This window comes from Pseudomonas sp. SJZ074, from assembly GCF_007828215.1.
Lineage (GTDB): Bacteria > Pseudomonadota > Gammaproteobacteria > Pseudomonadales > Pseudomonadaceae > Aquipseudomonas.
In genome coordinates this window covers 1-26,503 of record NZ_VIUE01000044.1, presented here as the reverse complement: position 1 = coordinate 26,503, position 26,503 = coordinate 1, and the positions used below count along the sequence as shown (strand labels likewise).

Annotated in this window: 31 protein-coding genes and 2 pseudogenes; 25 read left to right on the top strand and 8 right to left on the bottom strand. The window is 57.4% G+C overall.

All coding sequences use genetic code 11. The annotated features are described in order from the left end of the window. Positions 1-5 precede the first annotated feature (5 nt). From FBX99_RS27520 to FBX99_RS27420, 20 genes are all read left to right on the top strand, one after another. The gene (locus FBX99_RS27520) at positions 6-578 is read left to right on the top strand and encodes a hypothetical protein (protein ID WP_145133611.1); all 573 of its coding nucleotides are present in this window, start codon (positions 6-8) and stop codon (positions 576-578) included. Between the two features lie 56 nt (positions 579-634). Continuing rightward, positions 635-1,138, top strand: coding sequence for a DnaT-like ssDNA-binding protein (locus tag FBX99_RS27515; RefSeq protein WP_145133609.1), 504 nt, complete (start codon positions 635-637; stop codon positions 1,136-1,138). Between the two features lie 16 nt (positions 1,139-1,154). Further along, positions 1,155-1,523, top strand: a complete 369-nt coding sequence (locus tag FBX99_RS27510) for a hypothetical protein (RefSeq protein ID WP_145133607.1) — start codon at positions 1,155-1,157, stop codon at positions 1,521-1,523. After that, positions 1,520-2,176 carry a hypothetical protein gene (locus FBX99_RS27505; RefSeq protein ID WP_145133605.1) on the top strand — a complete coding sequence of 219 codons (657 nt, stop codon included), beginning with the start codon at positions 1,520-1,522 and terminating at the stop codon, positions 2,174-2,176. Before FBX99_RS27510 ends, FBX99_RS27505 begins: the two co-directional genes overlap by 4 nt. Then, positions 2,173-2,589 carry a phage tail terminator-like protein gene (locus FBX99_RS27500; protein ID WP_145133603.1) on the top strand — a complete coding sequence of 139 codons (417 nt, stop codon included), beginning with the start codon at positions 2,173-2,175 and terminating at the stop codon, positions 2,587-2,589. The genes FBX99_RS27505 and FBX99_RS27500 overlap by 4 nt, the downstream gene beginning before the upstream one ends. A gap of 70 nt (positions 2,590-2,659) precedes the next feature. Then, entirely contained in the window at positions 2,660-3,307 is a 648-nt protein-coding gene (locus tag FBX99_RS27495) for a phage tail protein (protein WP_145133601.1), read from the top strand. Positions 3,308-3,318: 11 nt separating this feature from the next. Continuing rightward, positions 3,319-3,696 (top strand): phage tail assembly chaperone, encoded by a 378-nt coding sequence (locus FBX99_RS27490; protein ID WP_145133599.1) that lies wholly within the window; start codon positions 3,319-3,321, stop codon positions 3,694-3,696. 32 nt (positions 3,697-3,728) lie between these two features. After that, positions 3,729-4,007 carry a DUF1799 domain-containing protein gene (locus FBX99_RS27485; protein WP_145133641.1) on the top strand — a complete coding sequence of 93 codons (279 nt, stop codon included), beginning with the start codon at positions 3,729-3,731 and terminating at the stop codon, positions 4,005-4,007. Beyond that, entirely contained in the window at positions 4,004-7,336 is a 3,333-nt protein-coding gene (locus FBX99_RS27480; protein WP_145133597.1) for a phage tail tape measure protein, read from the top strand. Before FBX99_RS27485 ends, FBX99_RS27480 begins: the two co-directional genes overlap by 4 nt. 40 nt (positions 7,337-7,376) lie before the next feature. Beyond that, positions 7,377-7,715 carry a phage tail protein gene (locus tag FBX99_RS27475; RefSeq protein ID WP_145133639.1) on the top strand — a complete coding sequence of 113 codons (339 nt, stop codon included), beginning with the start codon at positions 7,377-7,379 and terminating at the stop codon, positions 7,713-7,715. Next, positions 7,712-9,052, top strand: coding sequence for a pyocin knob domain-containing protein (locus tag FBX99_RS27470; protein WP_145133595.1), 1,341 nt, complete (start codon positions 7,712-7,714; stop codon positions 9,050-9,052). Before FBX99_RS27475 ends, FBX99_RS27470 begins: the two co-directional genes overlap by 4 nt. Further along, positions 9,049-9,423 (top strand): hypothetical protein, encoded by a 375-nt coding sequence (locus tag FBX99_RS27465; RefSeq protein WP_145133593.1) that lies wholly within the window; start codon positions 9,049-9,051, stop codon positions 9,421-9,423. Before FBX99_RS27470 ends, FBX99_RS27465 begins: the two co-directional genes overlap by 4 nt. Before the next feature lie 52 nt (positions 9,424-9,475). Continuing rightward, positions 9,476-10,159, top strand: coding sequence for a phage minor tail protein L (locus FBX99_RS27460; protein ID WP_145133590.1), 684 nt, complete (start codon positions 9,476-9,478; stop codon positions 10,157-10,159). A 19-nt stretch (positions 10,160-10,178) separates the two neighbouring features. Beyond that, positions 10,179-10,949 (top strand): C40 family peptidase, encoded by a 771-nt coding sequence (locus FBX99_RS27455; protein WP_145133589.1) that lies wholly within the window; start codon positions 10,179-10,181, stop codon positions 10,947-10,949. A 42-nt stretch (positions 10,950-10,991) separates the two neighbouring features. Beyond that, complete coding sequence (locus FBX99_RS27450; RefSeq protein ID WP_145133587.1) at positions 10,992-11,336, top strand: hypothetical protein; 345 nt, start codon at positions 10,992-10,994, stop codon at positions 11,334-11,336. Between the two features lie 52 nt (positions 11,337-11,388). Beyond that, positions 11,389-11,967 carry a tail assembly protein gene (locus tag FBX99_RS27445; protein ID WP_145133585.1) on the top strand — a complete coding sequence of 193 codons (579 nt, stop codon included), beginning with the start codon at positions 11,389-11,391 and terminating at the stop codon, positions 11,965-11,967. Between the two features lie 58 nt (positions 11,968-12,025). Continuing rightward, complete coding sequence (locus tag FBX99_RS27440) at positions 12,026-15,118, top strand: host specificity protein J (protein WP_145133583.1); 3,093 nt, start codon at positions 12,026-12,028, stop codon at positions 15,116-15,118. Positions 15,119-15,437: 319 nt separating this feature from the next. Next, on the top strand, positions 15,438-16,112 hold the full coding sequence (locus tag FBX99_RS27430; protein WP_145133580.1) for a hypothetical protein: 675 nt from the start codon (positions 15,438-15,440) through the stop codon (positions 16,110-16,112). Between the two features lie 67 nt (positions 16,113-16,179). Then, a complete protein-coding gene (locus FBX99_RS27425) occupies positions 16,180-16,605 on the top strand; it encodes a cell wall hydrolase (RefSeq protein WP_145133578.1) in 426 nt (141 codons plus the stop codon). Beyond that, positions 16,602-17,114, top strand: coding sequence for a lysis system i-spanin subunit Rz (locus FBX99_RS27420; protein WP_145133576.1), 513 nt, complete (start codon positions 16,602-16,604; stop codon positions 17,112-17,114). Before FBX99_RS27425 ends, FBX99_RS27420 begins: the two co-directional genes overlap by 4 nt. Here the strand turns inward: FBX99_RS27420 and FBX99_RS27415 are convergent. The 3 genes and pseudogenes from FBX99_RS27415 to FBX99_RS27405 all read right to left on the bottom strand — a co-directional run. Next, positions 17,092-17,787: an SOS response-associated peptidase family protein gene (locus FBX99_RS27415; protein WP_145133573.1), complete on the bottom strand. Its 696-nt coding sequence runs from the start codon at positions 17,785-17,787 to the stop codon at positions 17,092-17,094. The genes FBX99_RS27420 and FBX99_RS27415 overlap by 23 nt on opposite strands. Positions 17,788-17,814: 27 nt before the next feature. Further along, positions 17,815-18,183 carry a hypothetical protein gene (locus FBX99_RS27410; protein WP_145133571.1) on the bottom strand — a complete coding sequence of 123 codons (369 nt, stop codon included), beginning with the start codon at positions 18,181-18,183 and terminating at the stop codon, positions 17,815-17,817. 381 nt (positions 18,184-18,564) lie between these two features. Continuing rightward, positions 18,565-19,128 (bottom strand): annotated as a pseudogene (locus FBX99_RS27405) (tyrosine-type recombinase/integrase); the annotation flags it as partial. On the opposite strand from FBX99_RS27405, the gene FBX99_RS27400 reads away from it, so the two are divergent. Beyond that, positions 19,129-19,356, top strand: coding sequence for a DUF1654 domain-containing protein (locus tag FBX99_RS27400; RefSeq protein WP_145133569.1), 228 nt, complete (start codon positions 19,129-19,131; stop codon positions 19,354-19,356). A gap of 54 nt (positions 19,357-19,410) precedes the next feature. Here the strand turns inward: FBX99_RS27400 and FBX99_RS27395 are convergent, their stop codons facing one another. From FBX99_RS27395 to FBX99_RS27375, 4 genes and pseudogenes are all read right to left on the bottom strand, one after another. Beyond that, complete coding sequence (locus FBX99_RS27395) at positions 19,411-19,833, bottom strand: hypothetical protein (RefSeq protein WP_145133567.1); 423 nt, start codon at positions 19,831-19,833, stop codon at positions 19,411-19,413. 124 nt (positions 19,834-19,957) lie between these two features. Further along, complete coding sequence (locus FBX99_RS27390; protein WP_145133565.1) at positions 19,958-20,293, bottom strand: hypothetical protein; 336 nt, start codon at positions 20,291-20,293, stop codon at positions 19,958-19,960. A gap of 35 nt (positions 20,294-20,328) precedes the next feature. After that, positions 20,329-21,183 carry a S24 family peptidase gene (locus FBX99_RS27385; RefSeq protein WP_145133637.1) on the bottom strand — a complete coding sequence of 285 codons (855 nt, stop codon included), beginning with the start codon at positions 21,181-21,183 and terminating at the stop codon, positions 20,329-20,331. A 799-nt stretch (positions 21,184-21,982) separates the two neighbouring features. Beyond that, positions 21,983-22,393, bottom strand: a pseudogene (locus tag FBX99_RS27375) (DNA cytosine methyltransferase); the annotation flags it as partial. 46 nt (positions 22,394-22,439) lie between these two features. Between FBX99_RS27375 and FBX99_RS27370 the strand changes: the two are divergent. After that, positions 22,440-23,102: a hypothetical protein gene (locus FBX99_RS27370; RefSeq protein ID WP_145133563.1), complete on the top strand. Its 663-nt coding sequence runs from the start codon at positions 22,440-22,442 to the stop codon at positions 23,100-23,102. 324 nt (positions 23,103-23,426) lie between these two features. Here the strand turns inward: FBX99_RS27370 and FBX99_RS27365 are convergent, their stop codons facing one another. Then, entirely contained in the window at positions 23,427-24,425 is a 999-nt protein-coding gene (locus FBX99_RS27365; protein ID WP_145133561.1) for a site-specific DNA-methyltransferase, read from the bottom strand. Positions 24,426-24,510: 85 nt separating this feature from the next. Between FBX99_RS27365 and FBX99_RS27360 the strand changes: the two genes are divergently transcribed. The 3 genes from FBX99_RS27360 (at position 24,511) to FBX99_RS27350 (ending at position 26,362) form a co-directional block, all read left to right on the top strand. Then, a complete protein-coding gene (locus FBX99_RS27360) occupies positions 24,511-24,936 on the top strand; it encodes a hypothetical protein (protein ID WP_145133559.1) in 426 nt (141 codons plus the stop codon). Positions 24,937-25,019: 83 nt separating this feature from the next. Next, positions 25,020-25,490: a hypothetical protein gene (locus FBX99_RS27355; RefSeq protein WP_145133557.1), complete on the top strand. Its 471-nt coding sequence runs from the start codon at positions 25,020-25,022 to the stop codon at positions 25,488-25,490. A gap of 137 nt (positions 25,491-25,627) precedes the next feature. Continuing rightward, positions 25,628-26,362 carry a DUF5677 domain-containing protein gene (locus tag FBX99_RS27350; protein WP_145133555.1) on the top strand — a complete coding sequence of 245 codons (735 nt, stop codon included), beginning with the start codon at positions 25,628-25,630 and terminating at the stop codon, positions 26,360-26,362. Positions 26,363-26,503 lie beyond the last annotated feature (141 nt).

The window sequence follows — 26,503 nt, the reverse complement described above, 5'->3', positions numbered from 1 at the left end:
CGACCATGAACAACATCTGGTATCTGCCCGGACCGTTCCACCAGTACCGGGAGAATGTCAAAGCACTTGCCAAGGAAGCTGGCTTGCGCATTATCGACGCGAACGCGACAGAAGGCCGGGATGGCGAAGCTGATCGAGTGCCGGAGGTGACGCTGCGGCAGATTGAATCGGCGTCAGTGCTGGTTGTCGGTGCTGACGACTGTGCCGCGCTACAGGATCTGATCGACAAGCTGAATGTGGAGCGCGACGGTATTGTGCTGCTGATTGAAGCCGTCGAAAGTCAGTCGCCGATCGATCATCCTGGCGCCGGTGAGCTGCCGATCCGACTGTACGATGCGTTGGGCTCCGTGAGCGATATCATCACTTCGCTGGCGGGTGAGCGTGACGGCTTGGCCACTGAAGCCAAGTCGTTGCGGGAGGAAGTCGCACGCCTCAAAGCCGCTATCAATCAAGCGAGCGAAGACGATGACAAGGTCGCAGCTCTGAAGGCTCAACTCGACAAGGCAGGCGTCACCTATCGAGCCAACGCTTCGGTAGAATCGCTGGAAAAGGCGGTTGCTGATCTGCCCAAGGCGTAACACTTCGGGCTCCGGGTAACCGGCGCCTGATCCCCAAAAACACAGCGAGTTCATACATGGCACTTATCATCGAGGACGGCACCGGCAAGCCTGACGCCGAAAGCTACGCATCCGCTGAGGATCTGGCCCTGTACGCCGTGAAGTTCGGCGTAGCCATTCCTGCGGAAGTACCAGCGCAGGAAGCGCTGCTGCGCCGGTCCGCCTTGGCGATGGATGGCATGGTCTGGAAAGGTCGGAAAATGAGTAGCGAGCAGGCGTTGGCCTGGCCGCGACGAGGCGTTGAGCTGGATTGCGAGATCAAGCCTGACAACTACCTGCCGGCCCGGATCCAGTACGGCCAGATGGCCCTAGCTGCCGAGATCCACACCGACGACATCGACCCAATCGACAAGCGTAAAGGCGCTGTGACGCTCGAGCGTGTCGAGGGCGTGGTAACTCGCGAATACGCGACAATCCCGAACACCAGTGGCCGACTGTTGCCGGCGGCGCCGGATCGGCCAAGCGCGACGCAGTTCGCTGATTACCTACAGAAACGCGGGCTTTTCGCAGTTCGCGCATAGCTGATACGGAGCCACCATGGCCTTTTACGACGAAATGGCCGCGATGGCTCTGGAAATGATCACAGAGTTCGGCCAGCCCGTGACCATCAGCAGGACGGAGCCGGGCGAGTACGATCCCGATCAGGGCACCGAAGTGCCAGGCGCAACCATCGAACAGATTGCCCAGGGCATCCTGCTAGACTTCACCGGCCAAGAGTTCCAATCCAACAGTCTCATCAGGCAGGGCGACAAGAAGCTGAAGATCGCAGCGCAAGGCATGGCCTGGGTGCCTGGATTGCTCGACAAGGTGGTTGCGCAAGGCTGCACCTGGTCGATTGTTCCCCCAATGAAAGAGGTCAACCCTGCCGGAACGACAATCCTGTATGAGCTGCAGGTGCGGTCGTGAGCCGGGCGGGTGCCGGACAGTCCGGCAGTTTCGCGCTGAGCCTTGCTGAGTTCGCTCAGCAAGCAACCGAGGCCATCGATGCCAGCCTGCGAGAGATCATCATCGAGATCGGCAGCAGCGTTATCCGCATGTCGCCGGTGGGCAATCCCGAAATCTGGGCGGCAAACGTAGCTTATCGTCAGGCCAATACGCGGGCAGCCGATGACTATGACTTCAAGGTCGCTGTCCGAAACACCGTCATCAACCTTACCGACAGCAACTTCACCAAGGCTGGCAACCTCAAGCGCGGCGTGAAGTATGCCAAGCCGCTGACAAAGACCGAGCGGGACCAAAACTTCAACGTGAACGGGCTGGTTGCCGGCCAGGATTATGTCGGCGGGAGGTTCCGTGGGAACTGGAATTTCTCGATCGGCTCCCCGGACAACAGCTTTCGAATTAAACCGGACCCAACTGGCGAGGCTACCACGGCCCGCCTGGTCAGTGGTGCGCTTGAATTCAAGGCGGGGCAGACAGCGTTCATCGTGAACAACCTGCCGTACGCCATCCCGCTGGAGTTCGGTCATTCGACCCAGGCACCGGGCGGTATGGTCCGCATCACCGTGGCCCGCTTCCAACAGATCGTGCAGGAAGCCATCAGGAACAACCAGGTATGAGTCACGCAATCATCGCCTCGATCTACGAAGCCAAGCTCATCGCCTGGAACAATGCCAGGTCGGAGCAGCTGAAGATCGTATTCGAGAACACGGCCTATACGCCGGTAGCGGGCGAAACCTACCTGCGTGCCTTCACGCTCGCTGGCGATACCGCGAGTGACACGCTCGGCGGGGACCACCGGCTGTTTACTGGTGTGTTCCAGGTCAGCATCACCGCGCCGGCCAACACCGGGAAGACCAAGACCAACCCCCTTGTTGCTGAACTGACTGCGCTGTTTCCGCTGTACGAGCGAAACACGAAGAACGCGCTGACGGTAGTGACCATGACCCCAGTAGACCAGGGGCCAGGTATTTCCGACGATACAACCTACACGGTTCCGATTTCGTTCGTGTACCGCGCCGACACCAACTAATCCGCCCATTGGGCACACCCAGGACCCGCCACCGAGCGGGTTTTGTCATTTCTGAAAAGAGGAAACACCAATGGCCGTTTTTCTACCCAATGGCTCGACCGCCGCTATCGCCGGTTCGTACGATGCGCCGATCATCTTTACCGCGATCACCAATGCCTCCGAAGCCGTTGTGTCGTCCGCCGGCCACGACCTGGAAGTCGGCGACTACGTCGAAGTCACTTCCGGTTGGGCACGCTTGAACAATCGCATTGCCCGGGTCAAGACCGTTACCACCGATTCGTTCGTGCTGGAATCGGTCAATACGCTCAACGCGGCGCGCTTTATCCCTGGTGCAGGCGGCGGCTCGGTTCGCAAGATCTTGACCTGGGTGCCAATCAGCCAGGTTACCGAGTCGAACAAGTCCGGCGGCGAGCAGCAGAACGTCACGTACTCGTTCCTCGAAGAAGACGATGAACACCAGATCCCGACCTCCAAGTCTGCGCTGTCATTCACGCTGACCATGGCCGATGACCCGGCGCTTCCGCACAACGATGCGCTGCTGGAAGCTGATGACGACAAGAAGCCTCGCGCGGTGCGTATCAACCTCGCCTCGGGCGGTGTCATCACTTACAACGCGTTCGTCTCGTTCGATAACGTGCCCACGATGACCAAGAACAACATCATGGCTGTGACCGCCGTGTTCGCGGTGGTCGCTAAATTCATCCGCTACGCCGCGTAAGGAGGGGCTTCATGGCTAAGTTCAAGCTGATCCACAACCCCACCTTCAAAGCTGATGTGATGCTTCCCACGATTGGTGGCGAGCCGGTGAAGGTGGGTTTCGAGTTCAAGTATCGCGACCGAGCCGAACTGGCGACCCTTTATGCGGGCTGGGGTGAGCGGCATAAGGCCATTGGGGAAAGATCCGAAGAGGTAGGTCTGGAGAAGTTCACCGCCATGCTGATCGATCTTCAGGTTGAGCAGCTCAAGGCAATCGTCGTGGGATGGGATATCGACGAAGACTTAACCGACGAAAACCTTCGCATCCTGGTCGGCTCCATCAGCGCCACGCCAAGCGCGGTCCTGGCGGCCTACTCTGAGGCGTACAGCAAGGCCCGCTTGGGAAACTAGTCAGCGTCGCACGCGCCCTCTATCAGCCGATCATCCAAGGCCAGGATGCTTTCGGGTTCTCGGCTGAAGACTACGGTGATGAAGTCGAAGTCTGGCCGAACACATGGCCCGCATTCCAGGTGTTCGAGGCCATGAGCACCCAGTGGCGTACTGGCGCGTGCGGCGCTACTGGATTGGATTACACATCACTTCGCCATGTCGCTGGCTTCCTCGGGCTTACCCGGTCGGAAGTAGTCGAAGTCTTTCCAGACATCCGAGTTATGGAAGCCGAAGCCCTGCGGGCGATGGCAGAGCAGAGGGACAGTAAATGAGCACCACTTTTGCGTCCCTCGGCATCGAGGTGAACTCCTCGTCTGCATCCAAAGCGGCTGACGATCTCGACAAGTTGGTCGATTCAGCGGTCGATGCCGAGAAAGCGATTGATAATCTCGGCAAATCGGGCGAGGGCCTCGCCAATACTGGCAAGAAAATCAGCCAGGCCGAGAATGAGGCCGCTCAGGGCATCGACAACGCCACGGCCGCCAAGGAGCGTCAGGTCGATGCCAGCCGCAAGGCCGGTGCCAGTGCGGCCAGTGAAATCGCGATCATCAGCCAGCTCGACAAGGCGATGTCCGGCAACATCGGCAGCATGGAGCAACTGATCCAGGCCGAAGGACTGCTGGAGCGCGCTCGCAAGGGTGGCCTGGTCACGATCGAACAGCAGGAGGAGTATCAGAACCGCCTCGGCAAGTCCTACGAAAAGATCGAAAAAGCCGAGGCTAAGGAAGCCGCGCAGAAACAGCGTTTGATCGATGCGGAAAACCGCCAGATTGAAGCGTTGAAGCGCACGGTTAACGGCATCGACCCGGTCACTGCGAAGTTGGCAAAGCTGGAGGCGCAGGAGAAAGCGCTCAACGATTTGCGCAAAACCGGTCAAATCGACGCAACCCGGTACGGTGAGGCGCTGGCGAAGATCGGCAAAGACCGTGATGGCCTGACCGCGACAGAAACTGCATTCGACAAGCTGAAGCTCGGCACCCGCCAGGCTCAGGAAAACGTGATGCAGCTGACCAATGCCCTGCAGTCTGGGGATTGGGGTAGTGGTGCGCGGGCTGTTGCTCAGTTGGGCGCTGGTGCGGGCGCCTCTGCCAAGAGCTTGGCCGCGGCACTGATTCCTGCCGGCTTGCTGGCAGGCGTCCTTGGCGTGCTAGGCTATGCCTACTTCGACGCACAGAAGCAGGCCCGCGAGTTCAACATCGCCATCAATGGCGGATCGAACGATGCCGGGCAGAGCATTGCCAGTCTCAAGGTGATGGCTGAAACCGCTGGCGCGATCACTGAGAACTTTGCAGGCGCACGCGAGGCGGTAATTGCATTGGCCTCTGGTGCTGCCACCAGCGGCATCCAAATGCAGAACCTGGCCCAGGCCGCCGCAGCAATAGGTGAAGTGACAGGGAAGGGCGCTGGAGACATCGCCAAGTCGCTCGCGAACGCCGGAGACACCGCCACAGAAGCGGCGGAGAAGATCAGCGACCAGTATGGTCTGCTCACCTACGAGCAATACCAAACCATCAAAGCGATTGATGACCAGGGCGACCATCAGCGAGCGCTGGACACCCTCAGTGAAAGCCTCAATCAATCGGCTCAGGAACGCCTAAAGAACTACCGTGAGTCCCTGTCCGATATCGAACGCGATTGGGATCGGGTGAAAGTGGCGATCAAGGGCGCTTACGCTGAGGTCCGGTCGGAGATATTCCCTGATCTGGCAAAGCAGATCGAGATCACGCAGCGTGTGCTGGATACCCGGAAGGGTGGTGGCGTTGCTGGTGCGGTATCGAACGGTCTCAGTTGGCTGAACTCTTCCCTGGGCCTTGGCGACGGTGAAAACGACGACTCGACGCCGGCGCTGGAGGCCAGGCTTGCAGGTCTGAAGGCTCGTTTGTCGGCAAGCGAAAACAACGCTGCCGCCACTGGCGAAGCGACTCGGGCGAACAAGGAGTTGATCGCTGTCCAGAAGGAACTGGACAAGCAGATGGACAACCTGAACCCGCTCGCAAAGCGTCAGGAGGCGTACAAAAAGCTCGACGATCAGTTCACCAAGCTCTATCAGAACGCTGACAAGACCAGCCAGAAGTCGCCACTGCTTGATGGCGTGAATTTCGATGGAAAGAAATTCTCTGGTGGTGCCTACGACAAGCTGCGCAAAGCGATTGACGACCAGAACAAGGATTCCAAAGCAGGTGCTGCAACCGTTGATCTATCCGGCTTCAACGACTCGAAAAATGCGCTCAATACCGTGCTCGCCGAGTACAAAAATGCTCAGAAGGAATTGGAGGCTTCGCAGAAGGCTGGACTGATCTCGCAGGCAGATTATCTGCAAGCGCGTGAAGCCATGATCGGCAATGAACGCGACGAGGTCACTGCTGCATATGAGGCTGAGATCGCTGCGTTGGAAGCGGCGAAGGGCAAGGCAGGCACATCAGCGGCTCAGCGTATCCAGCTTGACCAGAAAATCGCTGACGCCCGGGCCGCCATGGTCAAGGTTCAGCAGGACGCTGACACCGAACTGAGCGTGCTGGCTAAGAACGAAGAGGGCCGGCTGAAGAAGCAGACCGAGGCCGTCAACACCTATAGCAGCGCGCTGCAGCAACAAGTCAAAACTTTGCGTGAGCAGGGCAAGCGGGCAGCGGCAGGTATTGGTCTGGGAGATCGTCAGCGCGATCTGATGAATCAGCAGAACGGCATCGACGACCGCTTCAATCAGCAAAAGCTTGATCTGGCGAACCAGTACGGCGATGGCTCGCGCGGCATGAGCCTTGACGAGTACACGCAGAAGCTGGCGGCGCTGAAGGCAACTCAGCAGGATCTTCATGATACGGTTCAGGCCAACTACGACGGGATGACAGCAGCCCAGGGCGACTGGAGCGCCGGAGCATCGTCCGCGTGGCAGAACTACCTGGAGTCGGCGAGGGACGTCGCTGGGCAAACGAAAAATCTGTTCACCAACGCCTTCGGTTCGATGGAGGACGCGATCGTTAACTTTGCCATGACCGGGAAGGGATCATTCTCAGATTTCACCAAGTCGGTGTTGGCTGATATGGCTCGGATTGCCACCAGGACGGCGGCATCGCAAGGGTTGAGTGCGCTTTTCGGCTTGGCTGCATCTGCTGCCGGCTCGTATTTCGGCGGCGGGGCATCGGGAGGCTCAACCCAGGCCGGGTATTCCGGTGACCTGTCAGGTTTCACACCGGGCAGCATCCAGGCCAAGGGCGGGGCATGGTCGGACGGTGTGCAGATGTTCGCCAACGGTGCGGCATTCACCAATTCCATTGTCAATAAGCCGACCGCGTTCGGCATGGCCGGCGGCGGGATTGGCTTGATGGGCGAGGCCGGGGAAGAGGCGATCATGCCACTGACCCGGACGGCCGGCGGCCAACTTGGCGTCGTGGCTGTTGGAGGCGGCCTGAGATCGAGCAGCAATCAGGTCGTCATCCAACAGAACTTCGCAGTGCCCGAGGGACAGGGCGCAGGCGCTGATAGCTCCACCAGCCAGGCTGTAGCGCAGGCATACGCCAGGGCGGCGAAGCAGGGCGCTCAGGAACAAATTGCAAGAGACCTGCGCCCTGGCGGCCAGATCTGGCAGGCCATTAACGGCCGGTAATCAACCCCGCTCCGGCGGGGCATTTTTTTCAGAGAGGCGTTTGGTGATGGAGACCTTCACCTGGGTTCCGGACAAGGAGCCTTCCGGCACCGTGAGCTTCCGCGTCAAGTCTGCAAAGTTCGGTGACGGGTACGAGCAGGTCGCAGAGGACGGGATCAACAACAAAACCCAGTCATGGCCGCTGACGTTCACCGGGCCAAAGGCTCGGATCGTAGAGATCAAGGCGTTTCTCGATGCCCATAAGGGCGCCACGGCCTTCAGTTGGGCCGAACCTTTCGGAGAGGTCCTGCTGATGCGGTGTAACGAATACCAACCTCGGCACGCCGGCGGAAACGTCTACAGGCTGTCGGCAACCTTTGAACAGGCATTCCACCCATGAGTATTGTCTCACTCAACCTTGGCGCCTCGGAGAATGACGGTGCCGGTCAGAATCTGCGCTCAGGCGGGCAGGTCATCAATGCCAATTTCGCGGAGCTTGACCAGCGCACCCTTACGGCACAGGCAACAGCAGACGCCGCAGCAGGAAGTGCGGCCGATGCAGGTGCTCAAGCGAGTAGTGCCCAGGCCAAGGCTGACGCCGCTATTCCAGCAACCCAGAAGGGGCAGCCAGATGGAGTGGCGACTCTGGACAGCAGCGGTGTCGTGCCGGCCAGCCAGTTGCCGAGCTATGTGGACGACGTGCTGGAGTTCGCCAGCGCCGCCGCATTTCCTGTCACAGGCGAGACGGGCAAGATCTACGTCGCCATCAACACCAACAGTCAGTACCGTTGGAGCGGTTCCCAGTACATCCAGCTTTCCGCTTCACCCGGCTCTACGGACGCGGTGCCGGAAGGCAGCGTCAATAAGTACTGGACGAATGCCCGCACCGTTGCGAGCGTCCTCGCCGGCCTTGTTACGACGAATCCGGCTGTAGTTGCGGCGACGGACAGTATTCTCGCCGCTATAGGAAAACTACAGCGCCAAATCAGTGATGCACTAGCCACTCTCGGCAATAAAGCTACGAACGGAGCCAACGGAGATATCACGTCCCTGTCCGGATTAACTACGGCTCTATCGATTGCGCAAGGTGGGACAGGAGCCAAATCGCTTGCTGCTGCTCAAGCGGCGCTAGGTATAAACACGGCTATCAATCTTCCTGCCGGAACTGACTTGAACAACATTCAAGCCACCGGGTTTTATATGCAGCAGGCTAATGCTAACGCGAGTCTTGTCCTGAACTACCCGGTCGCAGCTGCAGGATCCCTTGTGGGCGTGCAGCTCGGGAGTGCTATCACCACTCAGACCTACACCGTGTACAACACCGGTGAGCAGTATGTGAGATCAAGATACGTCGCTGTCTGGAGCGACTGGAGATTGACGATCACTGACGCGACCGTGGGATTTGCTTATGCCTATCCGAACGGTGGGACGGAAGCTGCTCCCGCGACAATTACAATCAATACCCGATATACCGTAGCCAACCCGTTTCCCGGCCATGAGGTGATCGTACTCGCCGAAATCCTCATAGGAGGCAAGTGGGGCGATGCGGGCTGGTTCTACAGCTCGGGTGGCTATGGCACCAAGGGCTCGCAACTAGACTTAAACACCTTGGTCGTTCAGACGGGAGCAACGCGAGTTAGTTATACGTCCAACGCTAGTGGTGACCCCTTCGGGCAGACAGCCACAGGGCTGTCCTCTGCTACTTGTCGTTTGAAAGTATGGAGGGTACACGCATGACATTGAACGTTTACGCTGAAGTTGGCAGCAATTTCCAGCAAGTTGGCGGGGACTGTCCGGATGGCTGGATTCAGATGACCGGCCAGCGTCCTGATGGAGAAGATACCTTGCTTTACACGGCGTCTGATACAGGGTTGTGGGTTATTTCCGAGGCAACCCGACAGCGTATCGCCGCGGCACGCGAGGCCTCCTGGGTGGAGGCGGAAATGGTCGTCATCGCCGAGCAGTTGGTGATGCTGGAGGACGAAGACCCCTCAGCGCGGCCTGGCACCTCTCGCCAATGGAGGGACTATCGCATTGCGCTTCGGGCGTGGAACGAGGCAAATCCGGATTTCCCTGATGCCACCAAGAGGCCGGTTCAACCGACCTGATTCCCTTTTGAACACCGACACCCTGCAAGGGTGTTTTATCTGAGGAAATTCCATGCCGATCACGGCTGATATCCAGACCCTGGAGCCAGGCGCGTGGGTGGAGCTTTTCGAGCTTGATGCCACCATGCTTGGTGCGGAGCTGTACCGGTTCCATGGCTATCCGCAGCAGTCCTCGATCTTTTGGCAGGGCCAGGAGTATTCGCCATGGCCGATCAAGGCCGAGGGCTTCGAGATGACAGGGCAGGGCGCCCAGCCTACCCCCACGCTTTCCGTGGGCAACGTTGGCGGCTTCATCACAGCCTTGGTGCTCTACTTCGAGGATCTGGTCGGTGCGAAGTTGATTCGCCATCGCACCCTGGGCAAGTATTTGGACGGCCAGCCCGAAGCCGATCCAGACGAAGAGCTGCCTCCAGACATCTGGTACGTCGAGCGCAAAGCCTCGGATGACAACCAGATCGTTCAGTTCGAACTGGCTACCGCGCTGGACTTCGCAGGTGTGCAACTGCCACGACGGCAGATCGTAGCAAACGTCTGCTGGTGGCTGTCGTGCGGTGGGTACCGTGGGCCTTACTGTGGCTACAACGGGCCGCCGGTGGCGGACGAGAATGATGTAATCGTCACTGACGCCGCCAAAGATAAATGCGGTGGTCGCCTGACCAGCTGCAAGCTTCGCTTCGGTGAGAACAACCCACTGCCTTACGGCTCATACCCTGCCGCCGGCCTGTTACGGCAATAACGCCTCAGCGAGTCACCCCATGAACAAGTCAAACAGAGCTGCAGTTGAAGTCCATGCGCTGGCCGAATATCCGCGCGAGGCTTGCGGTCTATTGGTGCGCGAAGGGCGCAAAGAAGTGTACGTGCCGTGCCGAAACACAGCCTCGACGCCCAGCGAGCATTTTCGTCTGGCACCGGAGGATTACGCCGCCGCCGAGGACCGCGGCCAGGTGCTGGCCGTTGTGCACAGCCACCCGGATTACCCTGCCATGCCGAGCGAGGCAGACCGTGTTTCGTGTGAAGCCTCCGGTCTGCCCTGGCACATCCTTGAGGTGCGAAAGGGAGACGACGGAGTGGTGCGGGCCGGCGAAATGGTGAGCTTTGCACCGGTCGGATATCAGGCGCCCCTGATCGGCCGCAAGTTCGCCCACGGTGTGCATGACTGCCTCAGCATCATCTTGGACTTTTACCGCCGTGAGATGGGGATCGACCTGGGTAACTACGAGCGCGAGGACGGCTGGTGGGATAAGGGCGGTAACCTGTATTTGGAGAACCTTCCCGCCGCCGGCTTCGAGAGGGTATCCGCACCACAGCATGGCGATATCGTCCTCATGCAGATCCGATCGCCGGTACCGAACCATGCAGGCGTGTACCTGGCCGACGGTGTGCTGAAGACCGAGCCCGAGCACTACCCGGCGCCGGGCTCGATCCTGCACCATCTTTACAGCCGCGATAGCAAGCGGGATGTATACGGCGGCTATTGGTCGGAGGTCACAGTCGGCTACTGGCGTCACCGGGACGCCAAGCCATGATCAAAATGCTATCGTCTGCACAAACTACACGGAGCGAAGGGTATGCGGATTTTGATTGGGGCGTTCGCTGTGGCGTTGCTGGCTGGGTGTGTATCACCTGGTGACTTGGAGTCGAAAGATCCAAGCATTTCGGTCAGCACCGCTAAGGATCCAAAGCGCTACGCCCTCTGCGTATTTCCGAGATGGCAGAACGCTCGTAGTGATGTGTCGATGTCAGAGACAGAGCATGGATACCGGCTGATTGCGGCGAGCAACAACATGACCGATGAATTGCTGAGCATTCGCAAAGCATCGAAGGGGAGCATGGTAAAGCTTTATCAGCGCATGGCCTGGGCTTATGGCTATGGGCGAAGCGATATGGAGCGAGCTGTTAAAGACTGCCTGTAACCGCAACACGACAAGCCGCCTACGGGCGGCTTTTTTACGCCTTGGAGAAAACATGAATCAAGCTTCTGAAAAAATGCAAACGGTGTTGTTATCTGGCTCCCTTGGTCGCCAGTTTGGGCGCCGTCACCGTATGACTACAGGCGCGGGATTCAGAGACGTACTGGGTTACTTCAAGCAGTTTCCAGGCTTTGAGCGACATATGATGGAAAGCCACGGCAAAGGGCTTCGATACGCCATTTTCAACGGCACAGAAAACGTGAAAGAAGAGGATCTGGAGAAACCAACCGGGCGAGAGGTAATACGTATTGTCCCGATCCTCGCGGGGTCGAAGCGGGCCGGTCTTTTGCAAACTATCGTAGGCGCGGTTCTGATCGCGGCGTCCTTTATCCCGGGTCTACAGTTTTTGGCGCCAGTGGGCGTCGCGTTAGCCGCAGGTGGCGTGATCCAGATGCTCAGCCCCCAGGCCAAAGGCCTGGGTACCCAGGACAGTCCCAACAACAGGCCCAGCTACAGCTTCAACGGTGCCGTCAACACCAGCGTTCAGGGTGGCTGCGTGCCGTTGCTCTACGGCCGCATGATAGTCGGCAGTGCCGTTGTCAGCGCCGGAATCTATTCCGAAGACCAGATGTAACTCACCCTCGCCACGCGGCCCGCCACTGAGCGGGCTTTTTTTCGCCTGTAGGAAAGCCATGATCAATTTAGCTATCGCCGGCAGCAAGGGCGGAGAGTCGAAACCGCGCCCGTCTGTTGAGGCGCCGGACAATCTGCAAAGCACCGCTTTTGCGCGGATTCTCGATCTGGTCAGCGAAGGCGAGATTCTGGGCCTAGTCAATGGGATGCGCTCGGTATTCCTCGACGAGACGCCGCTGACAAACGCTGATGGAAGCCTGAACTTCAGTGGCGTGACCCTGGACGTGCGCACCGGTAGCCAGGACCAGCAGCATATTCCCGGCTTCCCCGCGGTGGAAAGTGAGATCGGGATTGGTGTTGAGTTGCGCTCCGACCAGCCATGGGTGCGGGCGATCAGCAACTTGCAGCTGTCGGCAGTACGCGTGCGACTCTCGGTGCCACGCTTGGCGCAGACCAACACCACCAACGGCGATACCAATGGCTACACCGTCCGCTACCGGATCGACTTGTCCACGGACGGTGGGCCATTCGTTCCTGTACTGACTGCGGCCTTCAGCGGCAAGACCTCGACGAAGTACGAGCGCTCGCACCGTGTGGACCTTCCTGATGCAATCAGCGGATGGACCGTGCGAGTCGTGCGGTTGACTGCCAACTCATCCAGTGGCGCGATTTCTGATACCACCAATGTCGACGCCATTACGGAGATCATTGATGCGAAGCTGCGATATCCAGGATCGGCCATCGTAGGCCTGCAATTCGATGCCTCGCAGTTCCAGTCGATTCCTACCCGGGCGTTCGACCTGTTCGGCCGGATTATCAAGGTGCCGAGCAACTACGATCCTGAAACCCGGACCTATACCGGCGTTTGGGACGGCAGCTTCAAGACCGCCTGGACAGATAATCCCGCCTGGATCTTCTACGACCTTTTGTTGCACTACCGATATGGCCTCGGCCATCTGCTCAATGCTGCCCAGGTGGACAAGTGGGAGCTGTACCGAATCGGGCAGTACTGCGATCAACCTGTTCCAGATGGTAAAGGGGGCACAGAGCCGCGCTTCACCTGCAATCTCTATCTGTCCGTGCGCGCCGATGCGCTGCGTGTGCTCCAGGACCTGGCTACTACTTTTCGGGGGATGTCGTACTGGGCTGCTGGGTCTGTGGTGGCGGTGGCCGATATTCCGGAGGATCCGGTTTACACCTATTCGAACGCCAACGTCATCGACGGAAAGTTTGGATACACCGGGTCGGCCAAGAAGACACGCTACACCGTCGCCCTGGTGAGCTGGAACGACCCGGCCGACTTTTACCGCCAGAAAGTCGAGTATGTGGACGACCAAGCCGGAATAACCCGCTACGGCATTCAGCAAACCGAGATCACCGCAACGGGCTGCACGTCTCAGGCCCAGGCACAGAGGATTGGCAAATGGGCCTTGCTCACCAACCGCCTGGAAACTGAAAGCGTTGGGTTTTCTGTTGGTCTGGACGGAACCCTGGCCCGCCCCGGGCAAATTATCCGCATCGCTGACAATGATCGGGCCGGCCGGCGTATTGGTGGCCGCCTCCGTTCTGCCACCTTGGACACGCTGGTTCTTGACGCTGATGTAACCGCCTTTCCAGGCGACACCATCACCTTGATCATGCCCAACGGCAAGGCCGTGTCCCGCTCTATTCAATCCGTGGGTTACCCGCTGACCTGGGACAGTACCGGCATCACCTGGGACAACGGAAATCTGACTTTCGATACCACGGGCTTTCCATCCGAGGTTCAACAGGTAGTGCTGAGCGCAGAGCTCGACGACCTTCCGCCGAAACACTCCATGTGGGCCATCGACTCGCCAACGCTGGCTGTTCAGCAGTTTCGGGTCATGTCGGTAGTTGAGGATTTTTCGGATACGGACATCAAGTTCGCCATCAGCGCTGTTCGGCACAACTCGAGCAAATATGACGCCATCGACAACGGCAGCCGAATCGAGCGGCCGCCAATCACCGTGATTCCTCCAAGCGTCCAAAAGCCGCCTACCAATGTGACGGTCAGCAATGACCATTTCGTGGACCAGGGCAGCGCGGTCAGCGTCATGACAATCGCATGGGAGAAGCCAGAAGCGGCGATTGCCTTCGAGGCCTACTGGCGCAAGGACGATGGCGATTGGATCTTCGCGGGACGCACTGGGACCACTTCAATCGAGGTGAGCGGCATTTATGCCGGCCGCTACGTTGCCAAGGTTCGGGCGATCAACTCGCTCGACATCGGGTCGATTTTCGCGACGTCAGAGGAAACTGTGTTGAACGGAAAGACAACTCCGCCGCCGGTGGTGTCCACGTTCACCGCTGGCTCGATTGTGTTCGGCATCAAGCTCAAGTGGGGCATCCCGCAGGAGTTGAACACTGCCGATCTGCAGCGGACAGAGATCTGGTACGGCGAAACCAACCAGCTCAGCAGCGCGATCAAGTTCGGGGACTATGCCTATCCGCAAACTGATCTCACGATCATGGGGTTGGCGGCCGGTAAGACCTTCTTCTTCTGGGCTCGCCTGGTTGATCGAATCGGCAACGTGGGTTCGTTCTTCGGACCTGTCTTCGGACAATCGTCGGCCGACGCGGGCCCAATTCTGGATTACCTGAACGACCAGATCACGGAGACCCAGCTGAGCCAACACCTGCTTGCAAAGATCGATTCCGGAGGTGGTGCTCAGATTGAGATCGACGCACTCAAGACCGAGCTGGCGGCGATGTACAGCATCAAGACCCAGCTCACCGTTGACGGCAAGCCCTACCTGGCCGGCATCGGTATTGGTGTTGAGAACGACGAGGGGATTATCACGAGCCAGGTGCTGATCGCGGCCAGCCGGTTCGCAGTGGTCGATCCAAACACAACCAACGTGTTCTATCCGTTCGTGATTCAAGGCGGAGCGGCGTATATCGATACGGCCTTCATCCGTGACGGCAGCATCAGCATGCTGAAGATCGGACAATACCTGCAATCCGACAACTACGTCGCAGGCGTGCAGGGCTGGCGCCTGGACAAGGCAGGGAATCTCGAGTTTAACGGGCCAGCGCCGGGAGGTGGCCGGCTGACCATGACCAATCGCGCCATCAAGGTCTTTGACGAAAACGGTGTTAAACGGGTGCAGCTCGGAGATCTATCGGCATGAGTTATGGGCTGAAAATCTGGGATGAAAGTGGAAACGTAACGCTCGATGAAACCTCATTCACGATGCGAGTTGTATATAGCGGAGTAGTCAAAGGCTCGAACTCAATTGCTTATCAAACTATCTCAGTCCCTGGGTTGACTCCTACCAATGGCACGGCATTTGTTGTGCCTATTGGAAACTACAATGTGAGCTCTGACAAACAGCTTGAAACACAAGTTTTGACAGATGCTGTCCGCGTATATAGCTATATAAGAGGGCGCGAGCAATACAGTAATACCACCGGAACAACAATGCGACTTATTGTGATAAGGTTCTCATGATGTCATATGGCTTACAGTACACAAACAGTAGCGATGTCGTAACTGTTGACTCGGAGTTCACGCGGCTGGTAGTGCTTGCGAAGGGTGTATATGTCCCTAACCAAGAGTCTGGACTTGGATCGGCAACCACATTTCCTAGAACGATAACGAGCCAAGAGCCACCACTTGTATTTATAAGGCCGTCGGGCAGCAGTGGTATAGCTGGTTTGTGCCAGATGCGTGTGATCGGGTCTCCTGGAGCCTGGACCGGCTTTTATGTTCGGGCCTATGACGTAAACACGTTGCAGCCCAACGGGTCCTATTTTGCCTGCGGATTTGCAGCGACGGCCTTGGCTGATTTTGGTATGAGGCTGTGGGATAGTAATTCGAAGCTGCTTTTTGATAGCGGCACGCCTTATGCGAGATTTACACGAACGTTTCAAAATTGGACCTATATAAAGACCGACTATACGGGGCCTGGGCTACCGAGGAACTATTATCGAGTTGCGTTCAATTTCCCTGTTGGTGAGTTTATGCTGATCAATACTTTTGGCATGCCTATGCTTGATGATGGAGTGCAAAGCAGGCAGCTTTATTGTTGGTGGGATTTCTCTGGAGGAAATCTTTATGCATTAACGGTCGGGTCTTCAAACCCTTTTGCATTCTTCCTACCTGCTGTATTTGCCAAGCTCTAATAACGTTATTTAGATCAACCAACGAAACCCGCCATTGAGCGGGATTTTTTTTGCCTGGAGAAAAGCAATGACCGTATCCGAAAAGGATCGCGACATCCTGGCCCGCACGCTGTGGGGTGAGGCCCGCGGCGAAGGGCTGGCCGGCCAGATCGCCGTGGCCTGGGCCATCCGCAACCGGGTGGAAGATGGCCGGGCAAAGTCCTGGTGGGGCGAGGGGTATGCTGGTGTGTGCCAGGCGCCGTACCAGTTCAGTTGCTGGAACAAGAACGACCCGAGCTATCCGTACCTGAGCGGCGCGAAGCCGATCCCGCCGAAGCAGTTCGAGCAGGCTCAGCGGGCGGCAGATCTGGTTATCGCCGGTACCGAGCCGGACATGACCAAGGGCGCGACCCACTACTACGCCACGACCATGCCGAAGGCGCCGGCCTGGGCGGCCAAAGCTACCCAGACCCTGCGCCTGGGCAATCACCTGTTCTTCAAGGACGTGCCATGAACCCCTTGGGCGTGAAGGCTTGGACCGTCGGCGTACTGGTGGCTTTGCTGCTGGCATTCGGCGCAGCGTGGAAGGTCCAGGACTGGCGTTACGGGAAGCAGTTGGCAGAGCAGGCCGGCCTACACAAGGATGACCTCACCGCAATCAACAACGCAGCCGCCAGCCAGGCCCGAGCCGAGCAGGACAAACGCCTCGCGCTGGAGCAGCGACTGTCGGCCAGCGACCAAACCCACTACAAGGAACTGAGCGATGCTCAAACAAATCAGGCTCGCCTGCGCGATCGCCTTGCCACTTCTGATTTGCGGCTGTCAGTCCTCCTCAAGGATCCAGCCAGTTGCAGCGCAGTGCCTGCCACCGCCAACGCCGGCGGCGTGGTTCATGGAAAGGCAAGAGCCCAACTTGACCCAGCGCATGCTCAACGAATTATCGCCATCACCGACGACGGCGACAAAGGACTGATCAAGCTGGCCGCCTGCCAAGCGTATGTCAGGGAATTGAATTCTCAATAGGGCGTATCAGTTCGGGCCCCTGGTTGCGAACGTTGCCCACGGCCCGGTCGACCTTGAACCACTCGAAGGCCTCGGCCGGCTCGCCCTGGTGAAGGACCATTTGCTCGGCGCGCTCCTTTGGTGTGGCAGGGTCCAGCCATTCGCGGGCAAGTTCCGGCGTCAGGACCACCGGCCGGCGGTCGTGGATGTCAACCATGCCGCCCGCACTGTCGGCGGTGATGATGACGAAGCCGTCGTGCTCGAGCGGTTCACGGTCCCCGGTGGGAAACTGGCCGATGGCCGCGCAGAAGATCGGCGCCCGGTCTCGTCGGCGGATCAGGTAGGGTTGCTTCTTTGGTCTGCCTTCATCGACCCACTCGAACCAGTTGTTGATCGGGGCTATGGCGCGGTTCGGCCAGATCGGGCGGTAGAAGGGCCCGTGGGCGACTTTCTCGACCCGGGCGTTGATTGGGGCGACTCTGTCTTTTGCCCAGTGCGGACGCCAGCCCCAGCGCACCAGGTCAGCGTGCAAGCTTTCACCCTCCTGGTGGAAGAGGGCGAGCTGCTGCGACGGCGCGCAGTTGTACCGCTCCAACGGTTGATCACCCAGGGTAGCGACATAAGCCCCGGGCCACATGGCCAGCACTGCGACGAAGTCGTGGATGCCGGTGTATTGCGAGAGCCGACCGCACATAAAATCCCCTCAAATTCTCAGCCGGATTCATTGCCCGAGTATGTGATCGGGAAGGCGGTCTCCCTCGAATGCCTTCAGTCGGTGGTATAGCTCGGCAATCAGGGTGCTCTGGCCCATTATCTTCGACCTCGCCGAGTTCATTAAGGTCGTGTGTTCCAGGTAATGCTCACTTAGAGTTTTGTTCACCGCCTTCAGCTCGGCACGAAGCTTCGCGCATTCCTTGGCTTCAGCGGCATGCATCTGTATCAAGCCGAAAATGTCCTGGCGCGCTTTGCGTAGCTGAGTGGCCAGCTCCTGGACCTCGTTCTCAAGCATGAGGCAAGAATGCTTGTACATTTCCAGAGGGGTAGGGCAGCCCAACCAATCGTCGGTGTCTTCAATGTCTAGCGGGTCCACGGGTAACGCCTCAATAGATGCTGTTTGGATATACAGTAATCGAGGCGTAACAAGTCGGACGAGGGTGAGGCGACGAGCTGTGGGTTTGGGGGAGTGAACGGTCGGCAGAACGCCGGGGATGGGCCAAAAATGGTGTGGGGACTTTTTCGGGGATTCGCTATTTCCTGTTCTGCTCTGTTGTGCACCGTTTGCAGCGAGCGCCATGAGAAGAACCAGCAAATGCTGGGTTTTAAACCCATTTTCAAGCATGGGGTGCTAGGGGTCGAGTGTTCGAATCACTCCGTCCCGACCATTATTCCTGAGTAGAATCAGACAGTTAAGCCGATCAGCTAGATCGGCTTTTTTGTGCCTGCGCAAAACCCGCGCAAAACTGGCGCAAAACTACCCGGTGATTTCACTGATATTTAGGTCCGGAATCGCCTCTGACCAGACGATGTCGGCGTGGTCCTTTTGGTAGTTTTTGGTCATGGTCTCGCTGGCATGGCCGGCGATCTTCTGGCCGTCTTTGCCTGCTTTCTGGTACAGGTGGAGCGACAGCGCCCGCACTTCGTGGAAGCCTGGCATTTCCTCTTCCTTCCACCCCTTGTAACAACCCGCCGCTTCCCGAGCCTCCTTGAAGGCTCGCGTCAAATATCGTTCTTCGACCTGCGTCCAGTGGTCCTTCGTCTGCGCCTGTTTCTGCTTTTTGCGGTCGGGCCGGCGGTGGATCAGGTAAGGCGAGACGATGTCATCCCGGCACCGGCTGATCACTGCCTGGAGTTCCTCTGTCACTTTGAAGCGGATCCAAGCTGCGTCGCTGGCCTTGGCCGTCTTCTGCTGTACAACATACAGAAAACCTTCCCGAACGCCATCGAATCGCATGTTCAAGATGTCAGTGCGGCGCTGCGCGGTGATCAGCGCGAGGTCAATCGCGTTCTGCAGCCAGTGCGGCGACTGCTCTCCAATATGATCAATCACCCGGTCGCGCAGATTCAGCGCTGGGTGACGATTCATCGCCTGGACAGCGACGGTGACAGGGAGTGGGCGGAGGTGATGGGACTGTTATCCGAAACGGACGGCATCGACATGGCGTATAACGACGATGGGACGGTGACGCTGAGGTGGGAGGCGTGCGCCGAGGAGGATCGGCCGGTTGAGGTACTTGAAAGGGCAGAGGAGGCGGCGCCTTTCTGACAGACAAAGAAAAGCCCGGCGCAGGGGCCGGGCCTCAAGGCTGGAGGGAGAGAACTATTTAGCTGCTGGCTGAGCCGGTGGATCGGCGGGCTTGCCTTGTTCCTGCCCGGCCTGGAAAACCGAAACAGTTGTGGAAACGGCCGAAAGGACATTGGCTTGGTTCGCGTAGTAGGCCCCGACCAGAATCGCTACTACTGCAAGCAGCTGAACCACTACAGCAGCCCAGTAGTTGGCTTTAACGGTAGCCGCTTGCTTAGCCGCTTCTTCAGCTCCCTCCGCAGCTTTCGTGGCTCTCTCAGCAAGCGCCTCAAATCTTTTGTCGCGCTCCGCCTGAGCTTTGTCGCGCTCGATTTGCACAGCCGACTGAGTGGCGAGGAATGCGTCAATTTTCGAGGACACAGATTCTACTCGAGCGTCCATTCGTGCTTCGATGGTTTCGAGCTTGGCATTGAATTCTTCGCGAGTTATGTCGTTCATGACTTCAGTATCTCCCGCAGTTGACGGCTTGTCATCAGCCCAGATCGTATCGCTCCGTGACGGCCTGCTAAACATTGGGGTTACCTTCTCAAAAGACTCCTGTACGTGCTGCGGAGTTTCAAATCTACTCGAGGTCATCTTCGGAGATCTCATCTAGCTCCAGCTGTTCCTGCTCGGGATTTTCGTTGGCCCAAGCCTTAACCTTCCTTGCAAGGTGATGCCTTATCAGTCCGCACTCGTTGCAATATATCCCGAAGACATTGAGATACGTAGGTTTGGCCCCGTCCCTCATTGTAGAGGTCAACCGATACGCCATTTCTGTTTCATCTGACCCTATGATGGTCCAGCTCTTTGATCCACATCCAGGACACTTTGCATCGTCGGTCTTTGCAACCAAAAAACGCACAAAATCATCCATCGTCGTAGAGAACTTATGGACTTTTTTCTCATTGTCAGACATGGAATCCTCTTAAGTATGCCAATTGCTCAGCGGCTTTAAACAAGGTGCGCATTCCACACCAGCAGCACCCGGGCCTGGATGTAGGTGTCCTCGGCGCGGATCGTTCTTGCTGGATGCAGAGCGTTATCAGAGATCATGCTCAGCTGGTCATCGCCCAACCACTGGAGCCGCTTGATGTAAAGGTGGCCGTCCCAAGAGAACATGTAGATCCCGTCCCCGACGAACTCGCGGATGCTGATGTCGACCAGTAGCGGATCGCGGTGCTTGATCGTCGGCGCCATGGACTGGCCCCAGCCAGTCACGATCTTGAGGTGGAAGTGTTCCTTGAACTCGACGCCCATCTCGCGCAGGTGCTGCGGGCTGACGCGTACATCCTGGAGCATCTCCGGATAGTCGTGCGGGATCTGGCCGCCGCCCATCGCCGCACGCACGTCGTAATGCGCGATCCAAACCTCATCCCCGACGACGCCCGGGCGGTAGTAGTCCAATTCGATCGTGCCGCCGCCATCGTCAGCTTCGGCCGCTGCCAGCAATCGGTGGCGAGCCTGATCCGACAAGCCGCTACCTTGCTTTGCAGGCATTTGTTTAACGAGGTCAGCAGCAGATAAAACAGCGGTTTCCTTTACCCCCAACGTTGCTGGCTCGAATCCGTTCAATTCGGTGACAGCGATTGCGTCGCTTAAAGGCACGGAATCAAACCATCCCCTAGGTAATCCTTCGACGCTTTCGATTCGGCGAGCTACGTCGTCGCCAAGGTTCTTGGCTGTCTTGTCGGAGAGAATCTGGCTGAGATGCGCAGGAGCCATCCCCCAGCGCTCTGCGCAAGCTCCCTTCCTCTGGTTGCCTATCAGCTTCACCAGGTTGCGTTTACGAATTTCATAAATATCCATGCGCGCAAGAATGCCAGCGTTTAGCTTATTGCTAAATGTGCTCATAGCTAAATTATTTCCTTGCTCTAAAATTAGCCCTAGGCTAAATTTCTTCCGTGTGTAAGGAGAATTCCATGAATGACCATCTGCGCGACTTGCTCGCTAACGCTGCGAATGATCGACGCCAAGACGTCGCGGCCGCCGCGAAGACAACTGTGGGCCACCTTTGGCAGTTAGCAGGCGGCCATCGCAAAGCCTCTGCGGAGCTTGCTGAGCGCCTTCAGGATGCTTCAGGAGGATAGATCACTATTGCCGGCCTCCGGCCCGATCTCGTTGATCTGGCCCATAAGGTTCTGCGCGGCGCTGCTTAGGGGCGATTTGGCGCGTTGATCTTAGCGAGAGCGCCGCCCTATCAAAACCCAGCAGCTCCTCGGGCTTCAGTCGCTGTCGCACCTCCTCGCATTGAGATTCGAATGCAGGGGAAAGCCTTATTTGACAAGACAGCGGAAGGATGGACCCCAGGGCAACGATGAGGCAGGAGAGGGCAGCAATCTCACCTTGGAGTTCCGATTGGTCGGTCATGGAGTTTTCCGTGATTCGTTTTGGTAAGCAAATCATCGTGGAAGTAGTGGCGGACTGCCACGCGAGAAGAAGAGAGGTTTTCGCAATGGAAGAATTCGAACGGACCCTGCATCGCGAAGTGAAGGCGGGCGGCGGTACCGCGCTGGCGAAGCGCATGGGTGTCAACGAAACCCGCCTGCTTGATTGCGCGAACCCGAATCGTGAAGCGCACCGCATGAACCTGGAGATGTTCGGGCAGATAGCCAAGGCGCTGCATCGCATAGGCCCAGGCTGGGTACAGGACCCAGTCCATGAACTCCGGCACATTTTCGATGATGGCAAACTCTGGTCGGTTCACTTCGGCGTTCGAAACTGGTGACCATGCCGTCGACCGGGAGTTGTCGTGCTTCGGGTTGCTGTTGTTTCGGCCACAAGCCTTTGTGTGGCCCTGGCAGCACGGGGAGGCCAGCATCAAGTCATGCTTCGGCACCTGCGACCAGTCAGCTTGGTGCAGGTCCTGGCAAATATGTTGGGTTTCGGGATGGTTGGCCGTGTGCCATTCCACCGCGGCCGGCCAATGGTTGGCAGCCCAAAGAACCTGTGCGCCGGCATCGCGGGCACCTGTGGACCATCCGCCGAGACCGGCGAACAAATCGATTGCTGTGAACATGGGTATCCTCGCCGGTATAGTTCCGGCATCTACAGGGGGGCGCGTCATGAGTCGGGACTGGGTGGTATGGCTGGGGTGTTTACTGCTGTTCGTATGTGGTGGCTTGTTTTTCAGAATTTCGCCAGTTGTAATTTTTAAACTTGAACTAACGTGGGAAGCGTTCTCTGCAATCGGAACCTTAGGTGCAGTTGTAGTATCGCTGTATCTAGCAAGGTCGGCGGAGCGTAGGCTGCGTTCTGAAAATAAAGAGAGATCATCTCTTGTCGCCGCACGTCTGTGGCCCATAGCTGAAGCATTAAATAGTCAACTAGCGGACCTGAGCGGGTGGGTTTACTTCGATAACCTAGATGCACCTGAGTCAATTTCAGATATAAGAGAGCGGGTTAAGCGTTTGCATATTTATTTTGATCGCATGACGATGCAAGACATTGAGCGAATCATTGCCATTGATATTTCTATTGCAAATTATCTTTCCAGGGCAATGGGCGAAGTTGAAGGCGTTATAGCTTCTGTCGAGAGGGAGGGTGAAGAGTGGAACAATATTTCCCAGGTGAGTAAAGATTTCTATCGAGAACGATGGGGTAATTCGATAATTTCCGCCCGTGATTTTCTTACCATGGCCCTTCCCAGCCTAATGTATGCAGCGCAGAAAGCCGCTCCTTTTCCTGACTGGCATGAGATCTACAATGACGAAGCACCTTTCGGATGAAGTTTTCCGGCTCCAAAAGCTCAGGCTGGCGAGATTCGTTTAAGTGAGCTATTTGTATTCGGTCCGGCATGGGGTCGGATCAAGGAGGTTTTGTGAGTTATTACAGAAATCTGCCAGCAGACTCGAAGGCTTTTGCACCGTTGACGAAGGAGACTATTTGTTTTGAATGCGGCGAGGAGATCAACGGGGCAGGGGTTGGCTACGACGGCTATGCCAGTGATGGTTTCATCAAGTCCCTATTCTTTCACTCTGCATGCGCCGCTATCGTTGGGCAAAGGCTTATCTGCGATGGCTTTCCGAACAGGCGGGACAAATAAGGTTCGCTCAGGTCGCGGGCGCCGCATCATGAAAAACATCCATCTGAGCTGCACCGTCGAGCCAGGCCGCCGCTATCCGGCGCTCAGCCATCGCGGCATATTCTGGGTTCAGCTCTGATAGGATCGACCTCCGTCCTTCCTGCATCGCAACCACAGCCGTGGTGCCCGCGCCTCCGAACGGATCCAGCACAACCCCGCCACGCGGCGCCCCGGCCAGGATGCATGGACGGATCAGGTCGGGCGGGAACGTGGCGAAGTGAGCCCCCTGATAGCCGGCTGTGGCCACCGTCCACACTCTCCGCTTGTTCCTGGTGTCAGTAACAGGCGTTGGCGCGGGCCGCCCCGGCCGGTGCTGGGCGAACCGCTGCCCTGGGATGACATGCTCGCCGCTCGGCCCGTTTCTCCCAAACTGCATCGCTGCTTCGGTTTGTCCGCCGATGGCGGGCTCTCGGATTGAGGCCTGGTCGTAGTAGTAACGAGGCGACTTGCTCAGCAGAAACAAATATTCGTGAGCCTTGGTGCAGCGGTCTCTGGTTGATTCGGGCATTGGGTTCGGCTTGTGCCAGATGATGTCCTGGCGCAGATACCAGCCATCATCCTGCAGGGCGAAGGCCAAGCGCCACGGCATACCCATCAGGTCCTTATGTTTTAATCCTGCCGGCGCTGATCTCCAGCCCGTTGCCTGCCCCTTGCCCTGCCACGCCCCGTCGCCGCGCTCAGCCATAAATGAGCCGCCACCACCGCGACCACCAGATGCGTAGCTGTCACCCATGTTCACCCATGCGGTACCGTCGTCGCGGAGTACTCGCCGCACCCCCCGGACCACTTCGACAACGCGGGCGATGAAGTCGGCCGGCGTTTCCTCCAGGCCAATCTGTCCATCGACCCCGTAGTCTCGCAACCCATAGTAGGGCGGGCTGGTGACGCAGCACTGCACTGACCGGTCGGGCAAGGTCCGCATCATGTCGATGCAGTCGCCGACCAGTATCTGGTGGGAAGGGGTCATAGTTGATTTCCAGTCAGGCGCCGCCCTCCGTGACCGGTGGTGGCAATTTGGTGTTGGTTGAGATTGAATACAGCGCTTATTCCACATGGATCTGGAGGCAGGTTTGTCGCAAGCTCGGGCGTTACGATTATTGGGAATGGCTTTGGTCAGCGTCGTCTTCAGCGGCTGCATCTCCTACACCGAAAAGGAAGCAGAAGGGATGCCTGACTCCGACATTGCGCTTATTGGCCTAACCGACAAGACACTGTTCATTGCAAGCGTAGATGGACGGAAAACCAATTTTGCGCTCGGTACCCAAACAGAGTACCGGCTTACAGCAGGTCGACATCGACTGGAGCTGAGGTACTGGGTAGGCACTACCAAGTCTTTGGATCGGAAGATCCGCGACGTTAATCTTGTCGCAGGCCGCACATACAAGCTTACAACCGCTCCCAGTAATACTTGGTGGGACATGATCATTGTCGACACGAGCAGCGGGGAGCGAGTGGATCAGCACGTTCCGCGCCGCTAACCGCCGCGGTGCTGCGCGCAGTAGCAATTTAGTTTGGGTTGGGGTATTACGGGTTACCGGCATGGAGCCGGATGGAGAAATCCGTGGGTACAATTGAACTCAGCGATCTTCGTGGATATTTCAAGGAGCTAGCGGGGCCCGCTTTTGAAGAGTTTTGGTTTGAATACCAAGCGGATATTCCAGTCAACATCGGGAGATTTATGTTTATCTACCGACGACTCGTTACCGCGATTTTCTTTCTCAACCATATGACGGACAAAGCTGCCAAGCTGCGCGGTGCCAATAGCCCAGGTGAGGTGATCAGGTTGGTAAAGGCTTTGGACAAGGACGCTGGGACCGCTCTCGATGTGTGCCGACAGCTGACTAACGATGTGAAACATCCAAAGACGCAGCCTCAAAGATTCAGCACTAGAAACCGGACTGAGCATGATGAGGCAGGCATCCATCAGCTGCCTTGCTGGATTTACACAGACAAGGACGGCGCAACACACGACCTGTGCGATATCGCTCAACGAGCGTGGCGTTATTGGATTGATTACCGCCATGAAAGGTAAAGCAAACTAAGGTGCCGCCCTCCGTGACCGGTGATGGCGTTTTGGGTTTGGTTGGGATATTTATGTAGGCCTGCATGGAGTCGGCTCCATTTGTTTAAGCAGGCCAGAAGTGACTTTGGGAAAAGAGGGAACGCAGAATGGACTTGGCCGAATTGAATAACGCCCTGAATCTCAAGGGCTTCTTGTCCCCCTCAATGGAATTGGTGAAAGAGAACTTCAGAGCGATCTATGCAAAGTCTTTTGAGGGCGCTGAGTCCGCATCTGATCTTGCGCAACGCTCGATGATGGCGGCAGATTTTGACCAGCAAGAGCCACACATGTTGGCTGCATTGGTTTTTCTACATCGGACAATCAGAAGTTGTCAGGCCGCAGTAATCTTGTGTGAGCGCGGGCTTGTTATTGACGCTCAAACCGTCACGCGGTCGGCGGCGGAAACCTTGTTTCATGGCATAGCGTTGATCAATGATCCATCGGTCTTTTCAAGGATGTCTCGACAATGTGACATGGACGAGAAAAAGCAAGCCAAGGCGATGATCGACTCTCTATCGGACAAAGGGCTGACTGAGCAAAACATAGCTGACTTAACTGAAGTTATTCGTCGAGGAGACGGTAACGGCCCTGGATTTTCAACACATGATGCCGCCCGCGTCGCCGGGCTTATGCACATTTACGACACCCTTTACCGCGGCCTATCAGTAGCAGCAAGTCACGCCACATTCAGGTCGATGGACTCTTCTTTTCACATCACGGACGATCAAGTCGGACTGATCACTGGCCCAACTGATCAACATCTTGAGTTTACTCTTGACCTCGTGCAGAGCTGTCTAGACATCGCTCGCAAAGGTCTCGATGAAAACTTCGGTTTTCAATGACGACATAGTTAGTAGTTAACTCGTTGGTACTTCGAATTCGTCTTCAGTATGCGTCCGGCCATCACGCCTTGCGTGATTAAACCGGCTGCCACCTATGCGGCAGCAACTGATCGACTTCACTCGCACGCTGCGTCGGCAGGC

What these genes read in the sequence shown, in the direction of transcription:
- FBX99_RS27520 (WP_145133611.1), top strand. Translation starts at nt 6, where the DNA reads ATGAACAACATCTGGTATCTGCCCGGACCGTTCCACCAGTACCGGGAG.
- FBX99_RS27515 (WP_145133609.1), top strand. Translation starts at nt 635, where the DNA reads ATGGCACTTATCATCGAGGACGGCACCGGCAAGCCTGACGCCGAAAGC.
- FBX99_RS27510 (WP_145133607.1), top strand. Translation starts at nt 1,155, where the DNA reads ATGGCCTTTTACGACGAAATGGCCGCGATGGCTCTGGAAATGATCACA.
- FBX99_RS27500 (WP_145133603.1), top strand. Translation starts at nt 2,173, where the DNA reads ATGAGTCACGCAATCATCGCCTCGATCTACGAAGCCAAGCTCATCGCC.
- FBX99_RS27495 (WP_145133601.1), top strand. Translation starts at nt 2,660, where the DNA reads ATGGCCGTTTTTCTACCCAATGGCTCGACCGCCGCTATCGCCGGTTCG.
- FBX99_RS27490 (WP_145133599.1), top strand. Translation starts at nt 3,319, where the DNA reads ATGGCTAAGTTCAAGCTGATCCACAACCCCACCTTCAAAGCTGATGTG.
- FBX99_RS27480 (WP_145133597.1), top strand. Translation starts at nt 4,004, where the DNA reads ATGAGCACCACTTTTGCGTCCCTCGGCATCGAGGTGAACTCCTCGTCT.
- FBX99_RS27470 (WP_145133595.1), top strand. Translation starts at nt 7,712, where the DNA reads ATGAGTATTGTCTCACTCAACCTTGGCGCCTCGGAGAATGACGGTGCC.
- FBX99_RS27465 (WP_145133593.1), top strand. Translation starts at nt 9,049, where the DNA reads ATGACATTGAACGTTTACGCTGAAGTTGGCAGCAATTTCCAGCAAGTT.
- FBX99_RS27460 (WP_145133590.1), top strand. Translation starts at nt 9,476, where the DNA reads ATGCCGATCACGGCTGATATCCAGACCCTGGAGCCAGGCGCGTGGGTG.
- FBX99_RS27455 (WP_145133589.1), top strand. Translation starts at nt 10,179, where the DNA reads ATGAACAAGTCAAACAGAGCTGCAGTTGAAGTCCATGCGCTGGCCGAA.
- FBX99_RS27450 (WP_145133587.1), top strand. Translation starts at nt 10,992, where the DNA reads ATGCGGATTTTGATTGGGGCGTTCGCTGTGGCGTTGCTGGCTGGGTGT.
- FBX99_RS27445 (WP_145133585.1), top strand. Translation starts at nt 11,389, where the DNA reads ATGAATCAAGCTTCTGAAAAAATGCAAACGGTGTTGTTATCTGGCTCC.
- FBX99_RS27440 (WP_145133583.1), top strand. Translation starts at nt 12,026, where the DNA reads ATGATCAATTTAGCTATCGCCGGCAGCAAGGGCGGAGAGTCGAAACCG.
- FBX99_RS27430 (WP_145133580.1), top strand. Translation starts at nt 15,438, where the DNA reads ATGTCATATGGCTTACAGTACACAAACAGTAGCGATGTCGTAACTGTT.
- FBX99_RS27425 (WP_145133578.1), top strand. Translation starts at nt 16,180, where the DNA reads ATGACCGTATCCGAAAAGGATCGCGACATCCTGGCCCGCACGCTGTGG.
- FBX99_RS27420 (WP_145133576.1), top strand. Translation starts at nt 16,602, where the DNA reads ATGAACCCCTTGGGCGTGAAGGCTTGGACCGTCGGCGTACTGGTGGCT.
- FBX99_RS27415 (WP_145133573.1), bottom strand. Translation starts at nt 17,787, where the DNA reads ATGTGCGGTCGGCTCTCGCAATACACCGGCATCCACGACTTCGTCGCA.
- FBX99_RS27400 (WP_145133569.1), top strand. Translation starts at nt 19,129, where the DNA reads ATGATCAATCACCCGGTCGCGCAGATTCAGCGCTGGGTGACGATTCAT.
- FBX99_RS27395 (WP_145133567.1), bottom strand. Translation starts at nt 19,833, where the DNA reads ATGAACGACATAACTCGCGAAGAATTCAATGCCAAGCTCGAAACCATC.
- FBX99_RS27390 (WP_145133565.1), bottom strand. Translation starts at nt 20,293, where the DNA reads ATGTCTGACAATGAGAAAAAAGTCCATAAGTTCTCTACGACGATGGAT.
- FBX99_RS27385 (WP_145133637.1), bottom strand. Translation starts at nt 21,183, where the DNA reads ATGGATATTTATGAAATTCGTAAACGCAACCTGGTGAAGCTGATAGGC.
- FBX99_RS27370 (WP_145133563.1), top strand. Translation starts at nt 22,440, where the DNA reads ATGAGTCGGGACTGGGTGGTATGGCTGGGGTGTTTACTGCTGTTCGTA.
- FBX99_RS27365 (WP_145133561.1), bottom strand. Translation starts at nt 24,425, where the DNA reads ATGACCCCTTCCCACCAGATACTGGTCGGCGACTGCATCGACATGATG.
- FBX99_RS27360 (WP_145133559.1), top strand. Translation starts at nt 24,511, where the DNA reads ATGGATCTGGAGGCAGGTTTGTCGCAAGCTCGGGCGTTACGATTATTG.
- FBX99_RS27350 (WP_145133555.1), top strand. Translation starts at nt 25,628, where the DNA reads ATGGACTTGGCCGAATTGAATAACGCCCTGAATCTCAAGGGCTTCTTG.